Below are 15,015 nucleotides of genomic sequence, written 5' to 3' on the forward strand. Positions count from 1 at the left end.
GGAATCGTAAACCCAGCCCTTTTTATTGTGGAAGGATCAGGGGGAGGGCGTTGGGTCTTTATTGTTATTTTTTTTTAGGCATGATCAAGATATGGCCTATAATTAAAAAAATGAAACGGTATCATCATGATTATTGATCGAATTGTGCTTGTTTTATGGGCTGTGATGTTGGCTTTTTTTTGCGTTTCGTGGTTAGGGACAACGCATATCTTATCAGGGGTATTTGCTGTTGCTGATATGAGCAATATCGCGGATTTTTTATTTTTCTTTTTGAGTGCATTGTTTGCAGGAATATTGTGGTGGAGCATACCGCAACCCATGTCTTTTAAAATGAGACTGGCAGCATTTTTTCTGCCAGTCTTTATTTTATTCTTTGCTCTTATATTTTAGTTGGATATTTCATCATCTGTAAATCCGACAAAACAAATCAGTGAAATAAAAGAAGCAAAAAGCAAATAATAGCCGATATAAGACGTATCAAAATGTTGCACCAAGTATTCTGCAATATAAGGTGCGAGAGAAGCTCCTACGATACCAGATAAGTTGAAAGTAATAGAAGAGCCCGTGTATCGAATGGCTGTTGGGTATGGTGAAGCCAAAACAGCACCAAGAGGACTGTATATCATCCCCATGATAGACAAACCAATGACAGACATTGCAAGGACTCCTATAACTCCGGAATTTAAGAAATAAGGAATTGCAAAAGAATAGATACCGGTGATGATTGTAACCCAAATCATCAAAGTTCTCCGTCTAATACGATCAGCGAGTCTTCCAGTAATGATCGTAAAAATTCCGCAGAAAATAGCACCGACAATTTCGACTTGAAGAGCTTGATAATATGACAATTGCAAATGGTTTGTTGAATAGCTTAACAAATATGCAGTAACCAAGTAAAACAAAACAAATGTGGCCATACCAGAAAATATTCCAAGAAATAAGATTCGTGGACATTTTAAGAAGACATCGATAATAGGAACTTTGACACGTTCTTGACTTTCAAGATTTTTTTTGAACTGAACAGTTTCATTGATTGAAAGACGAACCCATAATCCTATAATCATAAAAACAACTGAAGCAATAAAAGGGATACGCCATCCCCAAGCGACAAGTGCATCATGATCAAGGAAGTATAACAGACCTAAATACACAGCAATGGATAAAAACAAACCGATTGGAACGCCCAATTGGGGAAACATTGCATACCAGCCTCGCTTTTCTGGAGGGGCATTTTCTGTTGCGAGCAAAACAGCTCCACCCCATTCTCCTCCTAATCCCATTCCCTGCCCAATACGGCACAAGGTTAAGAGGAAGGGGGCAAACCATCCAGCGGTCTCATATGTGGGAAGAAAACCAATAATGACTGTTGAAAGACCCATTGTAAGAAGAGAGGCAATAAGTGTTGCTTTTCTTCCAATTTTATCTCCAAAATGTCCAAAGATAATTGATCCAAAGGGGCGCGCAAAAAAGGCCGCTCCAAAGATCAGGAAAGATTGTAAAATGGCAATCTGATCATTTTGTGTTGGAAAAAACACATGAGGAAATATGAGAGCTGCGGCAGTGGCAAAAACATAAAAATCAAAGAATTCAATTGTTGGGCCAATAAGGCTTGCAAATAAAATGCGACGAGGGGAATTTCTGTTGCTTGTGCCTTGCATTTCTAAGTTTATAGACATGAATAGAATGTCCCTTTCAGTATATGGCAAATCAAATATGAATTAACCAACTATAATTATAAAAATTTCAAATCAGTGTCGAGTCGATATTATAAAGTTCCTTAATATATTAGAACAATGATGATGGACCGATGCACATCAATAAGTGTTTTTTTAGATTATCAAAATTGAATAGAATAAAGAAACTATTTTAAGTGCTGTAAAAGATAAAATATTTGGCCATAAAGACTACTCTCATTCACAGTGCTGTTTTCTTTAAAGTTTTAAGAGCAATTTTTAGCTATTGAGGGATCAATCTTATTCATAGATCAGTGTTTAGTGTCTCAAAAATATTAAAAAATTTTTTATGAATATAATTATAACACTTTTTAGTTGCATTTAATAAAACAAAATCTTTTAGTTGTGCATATATTTAAAACACATGGTGTATATTTGATCTGTCAGAGCTTAATCATCGAATGGTTTATTAGCCTAAAAAAACATGAGGTTGAGCCATTACAGAATGTTGTTTTGGTCTATGCACTTTTTTCTAAATGAGGGATTTAAATTTAGAATGATGGAGTGTGAAGAATGCAACGCAAATTGAAATTAAGTTTTTGTGCGTTAATGACTAGTAGTTTTTTTGTCAAGATTGCGAATGCAGATGGAGTAGCAACACTAAAAGAAAAGCTGTTAACACCAGTAGTTATCAATGAACAGCTAGAAGAGACAAAAAAATTGTTATCAAAAGTGAGGGGATTAAAAGAGAAAAAAGAGGGGGCAAAAATGATAGTGCATGAAAAGACACTAGAAAGAAGGAAGTCTTCAGAAGAGGAAAAGAAGGGATTAGAAAATCTACTCTTTGAAGTTCTTACAAATTCAATAATAAACGATGGTGCTACTATTTATATTACGAACCGTGTCTCTGAAGGTTCTGAAATAAATAGCTTTAGCTATGAAGATGCTGCCTATTCCATCAATAATACGGTTCAGGAGGGTGGAAAACTTTACATTGATGCAGCAAGTGTGAGTAGGGATACGATCATTGAGCATGGTGGGATTGAGTTTGTCCAAAGCTTGAGCACTTCAGAATATGCCGTTGTTAAAAAAGGGGGACAACAAATTGTTGAAAGTGGTGCAAATGCTGAAGGAACTAAAATTCATGGTGGTGAGCAGATTATTTTTGGTAAGGGGATCCTTGGAGAAGGTTCGTCGCGTAAAGATAAGGAAAGCAGTGCTTATGGCACTGAAATTTATGCTGCTGATGGAATGCCAGGAATACAAAGTATCTATAGTGGAGGGATGGCTGTTGACACAAGGGTTATGAAAGGAGGTGTTCAGAATCTTGATGGTAAAGAGAATTTTAATAACATCTCCTCAGAAGATGCTGATACAGCCGATATAGAAGAGGAAGATTTTACGATCAATGAGGGGGCTTTTGCACTCAATACCGAACTTTTTAAAAATGGGATGCAGAATATCTTTGCAGGAGGGAATGCGAGTGAAGTTACTTTATACCATAGAGCTACGCAGAAGATATATGATTCTGGATATACGGATGATCTAACAATTAATCATCAAGCAAGGTCGTGGGCTTTTGCGGGGGCAATATTAGATAAGGATACAAATGTTCATGATTTTGGCAGCCTCTATCTTTATGCTGGAAATGATGAAGCGGTTACGGAAGTAGAAAATCTTAATTTAAATGGAGAAGATACCAAACTATACATTATTGCTTCTGAAGATAACAGCAAAAAACCTCACGTTAATATCCAGAATTTAAAAGGAAATGGGAGAGTTATTTTTACGTCTTTAGGGATAGGTAAACATTACTCAGAGCTTAATATTGATAATCTTTCAGGTTCTCTCCATTTCGATTTTAATATCGATTTTGTCAAGCACCTTAAGGATTATCTTGTCATTAAAGAAAGTGGCTCTGGTTCTCACACAATAAGTGTGGCTGATTCTGGGGGTGAAATGACAAATTCTTCTCACAAAAAGTTTAAATTAATTTCTGATCACAGTGGGAATGCTCATTTTACTCTGACAAACACTTTTGGTGAAAAAATCGAAACGATTGATGCCGGAACCTATAGGTATCGTTTGAAACATAGAAAAGATAAGGGCACTGGTAAAATTTGGTATTTAGATGCGAATTATGCTGTTGATGAAGCGAATACCTCTTTATTTTCTGATTTTAGCTTGCAACCATCTGTTATGGCTCCATTATCGAATGATCTTACAGAATTTGTAATTGAAAAGGGAATGATTGTTACGATTGCGGATCCTAGCTTTGATGGGAACAGTGAGAAAGTTGATAGCAATGGAGAAACTTCAATTAGTAATACAGTTAAAGATGGTGGAAAGCTTTCCGTTTATAACGGTGGTTTTAGCTTGTATACGACAATTGAAAGAGGAGGGACTGAGCTTATTGGAAGGCAGGGGCTTTCACAAGATAGTACAGTTAAGAGAAGGGGAAAACAAAAGGTTGAAGATGGGGGGAAAATTGAAGGGGCTAAAATTTACGGTGGTGAGCAGTTTGTTTCAGGAAAGTCTGATATTAAAGGTGCGATGGTAAAGAGCAGCGCTTATGACAGCGTTATTTCTGGTGACAATGGAGCACTAGGATATCAGAATGTGTACGATGATGGAGAGGTTTTTAATACAAAGATCATGGAAGGAGGGGTACAAAGTCTTTATGTAGAACAGGACCTAGACGATTATAGCAGTTTTGCATTTGATACGAAGGTCTTTTCTGGTGGACAACAACACGTTTTAGCAGGGGGAATCGCGATTGGCGTTCTTTTACAAGGGAACGCTTTCCAGAAAATAGATTTAGGGGGCTATGTAAAAGATTTAACAATCAAGGATCAAGCACAATCATGGTTACATTCTGGTGCAACATTAGAAGGAAGCACCATGATTCATGATTCTGGACGCATTTACCTTTATGCTGGTGCAGATCAATCTCGCACTGAAGTAGAAACAATTGTTTTAAATGGCAAAGATACAAAATTGTACGCTATTGCTTCTAAGATGGATGGCGAAAGTTCTTTGATTGAGAATCTGAGTGGTGATGGCAGCGTTATTTTTACTTCTACCGTATTTAATCCACATTACTCTAAACTTGAGGTCGGGAATCTTTCAGGGAGTTTACATTTTAGACTGAACACCAATTTTGAAGAGCAACGCGGTGATTACCTCCTTATCGAAAAGGGGGAAGGACATCACACCATAAGCGTAATTGATTCTGGTATTGAAATTGCCAATTCTTCTTTAGAAACGCAAAATTTAGTTCTTGAGCTTGATTTGATTAATGAAAAAAGCGGAAATGCTCATTTTGCTCTGTCGGATTTTTCTGGTGAAGAGATTAGTGCGATTGATGGTGGAGTCTACATGTATGATCTCAAGAAAAAAGATCATAACGGGGGAAAGATTTGGTATTTGGCACCGTTGGGAACACCTTCTACTCCTGTAATCCCCGCACCTCATGCAGAGTATCCTGTAAATAAGCTTCCTGAAAAAGAAGAAAATATAACCCCCTCAAAAGATTTTAGTATCTCTGATGTTATTAATTTCAGTATTCGTGAGGGAGGAGGCATTTTACAAAACTTTTGGCTTGGTGATGACAGGGTAGTTTATATCTCTTATGATGGAGAGCAAGGTGCACTTAGACAGTCTATTAACACTACAGTTGCGGGATCTGGAACACTTTATGTTGAGGCTGGTGGTTTTGTTAAGAATACGACAATTGAAAATGGTGGTGCTGAGATTGTAGGGGAACAGGGGATTTCAGAGTCTACGATTATTTACGAGGGTGGAAAACAAAAAGTGGAGGGGGGAGGTTCTGCATTGAGAGCTGAAATTTATGGTGGGGAGCAGCTTGTTTTCGGAGATGGGTACGTGGACGGTGGGATTGTTGGGAGCAGTGTTTATGATACGACAATTCATGGTCAAGGGGACATACCGGGACAGCAGAATGTGTATGATGATGGAATGGCAGTGGGAACAAAAGTGATGAGTGGAGGAATACAAACTCTTGCTAAATGGTTTCCTGGTGATGATAACTTTGCAGAAAAAAACGGTGGTTTAGCCATCAATACGGAAGTCTTTTCAGAGGGTATGCAGCATGTTTTAGCAGGAGGTGAAGCGAATACAGTAATTTTACATACTGGTGGTGTTCAAGAAGTCTATGCGGGTGGAATTGTGAAGAATCTAAAGATTGAAGATAATGCCAATTCATGGGTTTCTGCTGGTGCGGTATTAGGGGGAGAAATAAAGGTTCAGGATTTTGGTGGTCTCCATCTTGATGCAGGAAATGATACTCAACAAACTATAGTAGAAAACATTGCTTTAAATGGAGAAGAAGCTCAATTATACGCCATTGCTAGTGAATTTGATGACAAAAGTACACACATTCAGCAATTAAGCGGTGTAGGAAAAGTTATTTTTACCTCTTCTGAAGATAGTTTGTATTACTCTAAGCTTTATGTTGATGAGCTTTCGGGTAATCTCCATTTTGATTTTAATGTCAGTCTTGCAGAAGGAAAAGGTGATTATCTCTTTGTCAAGAATGGGAGTGGTTTTCACACAATAAGTGTTCTAGATTCTGGTATTGAAATTGTTGAGCCTTCGTCAGCAGAACTTGATTTAATTTTGGATCAAAGTGGAGGCGCATCTTTTACTCTACAAAGTTTTTCTGGTGCAAAAATTCCAATTGTTGATGGGGGAACCTACATGTATGGTTTAAAACAAAGAATTGCTGAGGGTGGAGGGCAAAAAGTTTGGTATTTATCTGCAATCTCTATTGATAATTCTTCATTTCTTAATAGTTTGCCACGAAGTAGAAGCAGATCTGCGCGGCATTTAAGTCAAAATCAACCGATTTCTTCTCTTTCAACTCTTACGGCTACAAAAGAGCGTGCGATTAAGTTGTCAGGTCAAAGAGAAAATCGCCAAAACTTGAGTCAAAAGTCTCCAGCTTCTGTTTCTCTAGCTATTTCAACTCAAGAAAAACAAGTTACAGAAGTATCAGATTCATCAGCTCTTCCTCCTCTTTCTGAAGAAAAACAGCAGGGTGCTGTTTCAACATCTTCTCATTCTTTAGCCGATCAAATGATTTTGTGTCCAAGTGCTCAGGAACAACCTTCTCCACAATTAAGTGAGAAGCTTTCAGTTTCTGACTTTTTAACCACACCTTCTACAGATGCAGTCTTGTCTATGTTTGTAGCGCCAGCGATGGTATTTCACAATGAAATGCAAAGCGTGCGTGCGGGAAGAGGAATTCTCGATAAAAGTAAAAAGAATACGGTTTTATGGACCTATGCGATTAAGTCGAAAGAAAGCATTACGACAGAGCATATAGACTTTAAGCTGGATCAGACCGGTATCGTTTTGGGGATTAATGGCTTAAGCGAATGGGAAAATGGAGATTTTTATATCGGTGGTTTTGGCAGTTATGATCATGCCCGTGTTGCGCATGCACGGGGGGGGACCAGCGGTATCAATAGTTATGGCATTGGTGCTTATGTCACGTATTTAGATCATAGTGGATGGTATCTCGATAGTATTTTAAAATATAACCATTATCAAAATACCCTGAAGGCCGTTTCAACGAATGGTTTAGGGATTGAAGGAACTTATACGCAATGGGCGGTGGGCAGCTCCTTTGAAGTGGGGTATCGACTTCAGACCTCACAGAGCAGTTGGCTCCAGCCTTATGGACAATTTACATGGTTGAAAGTTGAAGGTAAAGAAATCAAGTTATCGAATGATATGACAGGTGATATGCGTCCGTTTACTTCATTACGCAGTGAGGTTGGTTTATCTTTAGGGTATGAATTTGGCTCTCGTATGAATTCTTCATCCCTTGCGTATATTACCGCAGCATGGATGCGTGAGCATAAAGATGATAATCAAACGTTGATTAATCAGCGCCATCCATTTACCACGGACGTATCAGGGAATGCGGGTAAATTAGGAATAGGTTTAAGCAGTTTGGTGAGTGAGAAGTTGAAGTTCTATGGAGAGGCCCATTATATTAAAGGGCGTAAAACAAAACAGTCTCTTCAGGGCATTATAGGGGTACGCTATAGTTTCTAATGATAGAGGTATTTTTTAGTTATCTTTAAAGGTATAATTGTTTTTAAAAGTCTTTAATGAAGCGTAAACAATTTTTCAGAGCATGCAGCTTCACTTTTCATGACAGATTATATGCTCTAATTTTATATTATAGTTTATTATGTGTTACTTTTTTCTTTGAAGAAAAAACTTTGAAGGAATGGAGGAATTCCCTTATATTTTCGATTAAAAACGCGTTGAAGAGATGGTAAAGAACAGTTTTTGAGTAAAGTGATGGGGCTACTCAGAAGAATTATTACAATCTAAGGTTGAAAATATATTTTGTAGAGCTAGTTACGTTTGGTGTCTATACAGACGTGAAGAGGGGGGAGGATATGGCTACACAATATAAATGGAAACGAAATTTTTGGGTACTCATGTTGAGCAGCTTTTTTGTACAGGCTGCTGCTGCAAGTGAGGGGGGGGCATCGCTTTTTTGTCAATCTTCGAGTTATGAAAATAACCAAGTATTTCAGGATCAATACAATGAAGATATGAAAACGGGAAGATGCATCCTTGGAGCATCGAATGATGGCATTGTAAGAACACGCAATGAATTAGGCTTTTTAAAGAAGCCTAGCAATTTTACTCTTGTTAAAGGCACTAGAGTATTCGCAAGTCAACAGGAGTTTGACAGCAGTCATCATAACAATGTTGGGTATAATGTACATGAACAAAATACTACGTTTTTTAAAAAACCAGAGCTTATCTTCATTAAAGATGGAGCACGGCTCGAAAACTATGTCCTTGATAATGAAGGTAAAGCATACATTTCCAATGATGGTGAGATTGATAGTCCAGGGCGGTCTATCGATAACACGGTAAAAAATGGTGCGGAGCTTTATGTGTATGCAGGAGGTCTCAGTGAGAATAGTAAAATTGAACATGGTGGAATTGAAAATGTTCAGGCTTTAAAGGGAAAACAAGGCTTTTCAAAAAATGCTGTCGTTAAAGAAGGCGGACAACAAAGTGTTGGAAATGGAGGAAAAGTAGAGGGGACTAAAATTTATGGTGGTGAGCAGCTTGTTTTCGGAGAGGGGGATGTTGGAGGAGAGATTAAAGGGAGTAGCGCTTCTCATACAGTCATTTATGGTCAAGATGAAATATTAGGCCAACAAAAAGTATATGATGGGGGGAAAGTTTGGAATACAAAGGTTATGCGAGGGGGCGTACAAGAGATTGGAAAAAAATCTCAAAGTGCAAAAAATGATGGTTTTGCGTTTGACACAGAGGTTTTTGCTGGTGGTAAGCAACGTATCTTAGGAGGCGGTCAGGCTATTGGAGTCACTTTAAATGAGAACGCTATTCAGGAAATAGATACGGATGGATTTGTAAAAAATCTAACAATGAATGATGAAACAAAATCATGGGTGCATGCTGGAGCGACATTAGAAGGCAAGACACAGGTAAATCACTCTGGGCAGCTTCATCTTTATGCTGGGAATGAACAACATCGCACCACAGTAGAGGATATTCTTTTAAATGGAAAAGAGACAAAACTGTATTCACTCACGGATGAGTCTGATGGAAAAAGCTCTTTGATACAAAAATTAAGTGGTGAGGGGAGTGTTATTTTTGCGTTTACGGGTTCTGATCCCTACTATTCTCAGCTTCATGTGAATAATCTTTCGGGAAGTTTACATTTCGCGTTCAATACCACGATTGCCCAAAACCGTGGTGACTATCTCTTCGTTGAGAAAGGTATAGGGAATCATACGATCAGTGTTGCTGATTCTGGCGTTGAAATCACCGATCCTTTTTCAAATAAGCGTGATTTAATTACGGATCAAAGTGGTGGAGCGCATTTTACGCTGACAGATCTTAAGGGTGTAAACATTAACGCCATTGATGGTGGAACTTATATGTATGGACTGAAAGAAAGAAAGGATGAAAATGGAAAAGTTTGGTTTTTATCTGCAGACCGCCTCAGTGGACCGGAAAACTCTATTCCAGATCCCACAAATCCGTTCGTTCCTGGGGGAACAGCAACAACACCTTCTACGGATGCCGTGTTAACGTCGTCTGTAGTCCCTGGACTTATTTTTAACAACGAGTTGCAAACTGTACGGAATGGTAGAAAAATTTGGAACAGAAATAGAAAAGGTATCGAGCTATGGACTTATGGGATTAAGAGCCGAGAACGCATTGCGACAGGACATACACACTTTAAGCTTGGGCAGACAGGTTTAGTCTTTGGGGCTGATCAGTTGAATGAGTTAAGGCATGGAGAGTTATATGTTGGTGGTTTTGCTAGTTATGATCAAGCACGTATTTCTCATGCACGAGGGGGTGACAGTGATCTGAGCTCTTATAGTATTGGAACTTACGCAACCTATTTTGATCATCGTGGATGGTATATGGATGGTGTTTTGAAATATAATTATTATCGAGATAATTTGAAAGCCATCTCAACGAATGGTTTAGCGATTCAAAGTCGTTATAATCAGTGGGCGATAGGTGGATCATTTGAGATTGGTTGTTATTTTGAACCAGCGCAAAATACTTGGATGCAGCCTTATATCAAGCTAACAGGTCTACAGGTTGAAGGTAAAAAAATAAAACTTTCCAATGGAATGATCGGTGATCTAAGACCATTAATTTCATTTCGTAGTGAAGTTGGCTTGACGGCAGGACATGAATTCTTTGTGAATTCAGAAACTTCATTAACAGCTTACATTATGGCTGCTTGGTTGCGTGAGAATATCAATAATAATTCTGCGATAATTAATAATCAGCATAAATTTATCACAAACTTATCGGGTAGTGCGGGTAAATTGGGAATAGGTTTAAACAGTTCGGTCAATGATAAACTAACACTTTATGCGGAAGCTCATTACCTCAAAGGACATAAGATTAAAAATGCTCTTCAAGGTATTTTAGGATTACGCTATAATTTCTAAGTACACCTTTACACGGCAGATTAACTTTACAAATGTCATTGTTTTACGAGCCTAAAAAGATAATGCATCGCTATGACTTATAGAGAGTATAGAGACTATCTCAAACGGTAGGAATATCTTTATACTCTTTTTTAAAGGCAAGGTACTAATTTATAAAGAATGTCCATTATTGTGTACGTTGAATGAGAGTCCTGAATATCGTAGGATTTTCTTATTAAAAAACTGCTCCATGTTGAATTAATCAAAAATATTTGCTTGCTTGTCACAAGCGGGGAAAGCCGTGTGGAGTAAAATTGTATAAGAGGACTAAAAATGCCTTTTATAAACCGCTTCAAGTGCCAAGGGGTATTGCAACATTTTAGGGCTGGAAAAGTGTGTGATGGTGCCGGCTTACTTCGTCTTAAGCGTAAAGATAGTTATACTCAATGGATTTACCATTACTATTCACTGTCGACATTGGGAAATGGGCTTGGGCGTATTGAGAGATATTTCCTTAAAACAAGCGTGTGAATGCGCAACGCCAAGGGTGTTCTGTTTTACGTGAGGGGTATGATCCCATTAAAGGGCATAAGCATTTTTTTCATCCATAATTTCAAATATGCAAATTATTCCTTGAATTCAAGTAAATAGTTTGAATTTTATTCAGTTTTTTATCTTCATTTAGAGTTTTTTGTGGTTTATAAGATTACAACTTATAATTGTTTTATGTTAAAAAAATACACTAAAAAATTGCATTTAGACATAAATAAAACACATTATGATACAATTTAAAATGAGCTACCTGCGTAGCCGCGGGATATTTCTCTAAATAATTGAAGAGTGGAGTGTGGATAATGAGGTATAAATACAAGTTAAGTTTTTCAGTATTGATGATCAGTAGTTGTCTTGTGCAAGTTGCAAATGCAGTTGAGAGTAGGAATAGAGAGTTAACAAAAGTAGGAGATATGAGAAATGGAGGGACGGTACCAAAAGGTTCAGCACTGATTAGCCGTACTTTCAGCAATAATGTTACAATCGAAGATGGTGGTGTTGAGATTGTTGAGAATGGAAAAACTTCCTTGAAATCCACTATTAAAAAAGGAGGGATGCAAATAGTTACACGTGGAGGAACTGCACTAGAAGCTAAAATTTTAGGAGGTCAGCAGTTTGTTCATGAAGAAAAAAACATTGATCTTAGAAGTGTGGTTAGAGGAAGTAGTGCGTATAATACCACAGTTTCTGGGGGTGGTGGAGCAGTAGGACAGCAGAATGTATATGATGGGGCATGGACTTGGTATACGAAAGTAGGAAATAACGGAGAACAAAATCTTTATGCGGGAGAAAGAAAAGAGGGGGGTAGGTCAATGGCTACAGAGGTCTCTGGGAATGGTAGACAGCATGTCTTAGCGTATGGAACCTCTTATACTACTACTTTGAAGGATCAAGCTACTCAAGTAGTATATCCTCAAGGGTTTGTGGATACTTTAACGATTACGGATTTTGCCCAATCGTGGTTACATGTTAATGTGAAAGATGTTGTGGGAAAAGTAAGGATCAATGGTCACGGAGAACTTTATTTGTTTGCTGGTGATAGGACAAATCATACGACTAAGAAAAAGATTCCTATAGAAGGGAGAGCTGAGGAAACAATATTTGAGGTTGGTGAACGGAATATAGGAGAAAAACCTCAGGTTAAAATTGAAGATTTAGGGGGGCAGGATGGGACTGTTATTTTTACTTCTATTCCGTATGATCCACGACATATTTCACTTCATGTTGAGAAGCTTTCAGGGGATTTACATTTTCGCTTCAATATTAGTGCTGCAGGGGATGTGAGTGATTATTTGTCGATTGATGATGGCAGAGGTAATCACAAAATAAGAGTTGCAGATTCTGGTCGTGAAATTACAGGTCCTCTCTCACAAAGGAATAGTTTTGTTACTGAGTTTCCGTTAATTACCGATAGAAGTCACAATGGCGGAGCTAATTTTACTTTGGCAGATCTTTCGGGCAAGGACATTACAGCTGTTGATAGTGGAGTCTATCAGTATCAATTGCTGAAGAGAGAAAGATGTGCTAGCTCTAGTGGTAATGCTACAATTTGGTATTTAAGTAGAGCCGGAGGTACGGAACGTTCTAGTCCTGAAGTAGAGTGTGTAAACAGGAAAACAAAGATTCCTGTTGCATTGTCTGATCAAGGTGCTTCATCTGGAGGAAAAAAGACTGGTCGTCGTCCACCTACTAAAAAAGAGCAACCTAAGCAACGGCCTCCGCGTCATTTAAGAGAAACACAGAATGTTTCTAGTGTTTCGGTATCTTCTTCTCAAGAAAAACGGACGCATGTGGTGTTCCCTCCAACAGGTTCTCGCCCTCTTTCTGATGAAAAGCAAGCGGTTGTTGTTTCAGCCTCTTCTCAATCTTCAGCTGATCAAATGACTTTACGTCCAGTTCATAAAGATCAAACTTCTCCACAATTAAGTGAGAAGCTTTCAGTTTCTGACTTTTTAACCACACCTTCTACAGATGCAGTATTGTCTATGTCTGTAGCGCCAGCGATGGTATTTCACAATGAAATGCAAAGCGTGCGTGCGGGAAGAGGAATTCTCGATAAAAGTAAAAAGAATACGGTTTTATGGACCTATGCGATTAAGTCGAAAGAAAGCATTGCGACAGAGCATATAGATTTTAAGCTGGATCAGACCGGTATCGTTTTGGGGATTAATGGCTTAAGCGAATGGGAAAATGGAGATTTTTATATCGGTGGTTTTGGCAGTTATGATCATGCCCGTGTTGCGCATGCACGGGGGGGGACCAGCGGTATCAATAGTTATGGCATTGGTGCTTATGTCACGTATTTAGATCATAGTGGATGGTATCTCGATAGTATTTTAAAATATAACCATTATCAAAATACCCTAAAGGCCGTTTCAACGAATGGTTTAGGGATTGAAGGAACTTATACGCAATGGGCGGTGGGCAGCTCCTTTGAAGTGGGGTATCGACTTCAGACCTCACAGAGCAGTTGGCTCCAGCCTTATGGACAATTTACATGGTTGAAAGTTGAAGGTAAAGAAATCAAGTTATCGAATGATATGACAGGTGATATGCGTCCGTTTACTTCATTACGCAGTGAGGTTGGTTTATCTTTAGGGTATGAATTTGGCTCTCGTATGAATTCTTCATCCCTTGCGTATATTACCGCAGCATGGATGCGTGAGCATAAAGATGATAATCAAACGTTGATTAATCAGCGCCATCCATTTACCACGGACGTATCAGGGAATGCGGGTAAATTAGGAATAGGTTTAAGCAGTTTGGTGAGTGAGAAGTTGAAGTTCTATGGAGAGGCCCATTATATTAAAGGGCGTAAAACAAAACAGTCTCTTCAGGGCATTATAGGGGTACGCTATAGTTTCTAATGATAGGGGTGTTTTTTGATTGATCTCGGTGTGTGAGGGGATTTTCGAACTTAGATGTGAAGTGTCTCGATCCGTCTTCTTTAAAAGAAGAAGATTTTTTAAAAAGTATATATTTTTCGTGTTGGTTTTTTCTTATAATTTTTATTGCTTAAATGGTCATTTTGATGGGAGGCATTGAGGAATATAAAAGGAGTTTAACATTTACTAAGAAGCGGATGCGCTCTTATGATGGGGTGAGAAATGGCATGCATACCTATTTTTATTGAAGTCTTTTTATAATTCATTCTATGTTTTTAAGAATTTATATAGATTTTTGCAGAGTCACTTGGCAAAAGGCTGCTTGCTCGTTATAGAAATAGCCAGAGAATTTTATAAATAAAATAAAGGTGATTAAATGGCTTTAGAGCGTACTTTTTCAATGATTAAACCAGATGCAACACGTCGTAATTTGACGGGTGCAATTACGAAAATGCTTGAAGATGCGGGCTTGCGTGTTATTGCATCTAAACGTGTGTGGATGAGCAAGCGTGAGGCTGAAAAATTTTATGCTGTTCATAAAGAACGCCCTTTTTTTAGCGAATTGGTTGAATTTATGTCTTCTGGTCCAACAGTTGTACAGGTTTTGGAAGGAGAAAACGCAATAGCTAAAAACCGTGAAGTGATGGGTGCTACAAATCCTAGTGATGCAGAAGAAGGAACAATTCGTAAGGTTCATGCTTTGTCGATTGGTGAAAATTCTGTCCATGGCTCCGATAGTGCTGAAACGGCAAAAACAGAAATTACTTTTTGGTTTTCTGAGATAGAAATTGTTGGTTAATAAAAGCGTAAATAAGAAGAAAAAACCCGAAAGATAATGTTTCGGGTTTTTTCTTACAAGATTATAGATCTCTTTGATAGATATGCAGTTTCACCGTTTTTTCTGCTTTTAATATTGCAACTGTT

General features: G+C 38.1%; 7 protein-coding genes. 6 read left to right on the forward strand and 1 reads right to left on the reverse strand.

Features of this window, described 5'->3' with window-relative positions; genetic code table 11:
- The first annotated feature begins 126 nt into the window (after nucleotides 1-126).
- Nucleotides 127-390: a hypothetical protein gene (locus BTR_RS03930; RefSeq protein ID WP_012231359.1), complete on the forward strand. Its 264-nt coding sequence runs from the start codon at nucleotides 127-129 to the stop codon at nucleotides 388-390.
- Here BTR_RS03930 and BTR_RS03935 read toward each other — a convergent pair.
- The gene (locus tag BTR_RS03935; RefSeq protein ID WP_012231360.1) at nucleotides 387-1,676 is read right to left on the reverse strand and encodes an MFS transporter; all 1,290 of its coding nucleotides are present in this window, start codon (nucleotides 1,674-1,676) and stop codon (nucleotides 387-389) included. The genes BTR_RS03930 and BTR_RS03935 overlap by 4 nt on opposite strands.
- A 570-nt stretch (nucleotides 1,677-2,246) precedes the next feature.
- On the opposite strand from BTR_RS03935, the gene bafA (BTR_RS03940) reads away from it, so the two are divergent.
- From bafA (BTR_RS03940) to ndk, 5 genes are all read left to right on the forward strand, one after another.
- Entirely contained in the window at nucleotides 2,247-7,757 is a 5,511-nt protein-coding gene (gene bafA, locus BTR_RS03940) for a BafA family autotransporter (RefSeq protein ID WP_012231362.1), read from the forward strand.
- 353 nt (nucleotides 7,758-8,110) lie between these two features.
- Nucleotides 8,111-10,675 carry a BafA family autotransporter gene (gene bafA, locus BTR_RS03945; RefSeq protein ID WP_038473439.1) on the forward strand — a complete coding sequence of 855 codons (2,565 nt, stop codon included), beginning with the start codon at nucleotides 8,111-8,113 and terminating at the stop codon, nucleotides 10,673-10,675.
- A 312-nt stretch (nucleotides 10,676-10,987) separates the two neighbouring features.
- Nucleotides 10,988-11,185 (forward strand): DUF4102 domain-containing protein, encoded by a 198-nt coding sequence (locus BTR_RS03950; RefSeq protein ID WP_244393502.1) that lies wholly within the window; start codon nucleotides 10,988-10,990, stop codon nucleotides 11,183-11,185.
- A 323-nt stretch (nucleotides 11,186-11,508) separates the two neighbouring features.
- Nucleotides 11,509-14,073 carry a BafA family autotransporter gene (gene bafA, locus BTR_RS03955; protein WP_012231366.1) on the forward strand — a complete coding sequence of 855 codons (2,565 nt, stop codon included), beginning with the start codon at nucleotides 11,509-11,511 and terminating at the stop codon, nucleotides 14,071-14,073.
- 394 nt (nucleotides 14,074-14,467) lie between these two features.
- Nucleotides 14,468-14,890 carry a nucleoside-diphosphate kinase gene (gene ndk, locus BTR_RS03960; protein WP_012231368.1) on the forward strand — a complete coding sequence of 141 codons (423 nt, stop codon included), beginning with the start codon at nucleotides 14,468-14,470 and terminating at the stop codon, nucleotides 14,888-14,890.
- The last annotated feature ends 125 nt before the right edge of the window (nucleotides 14,891-15,015 follow it).

It is taken from the genome of Bartonella tribocorum CIP 105476 (assembly GCF_000196435.1).
Classification (GTDB): Bacteria; Pseudomonadota; Alphaproteobacteria; order Rhizobiales; family Rhizobiaceae; genus Bartonella; species Bartonella tribocorum.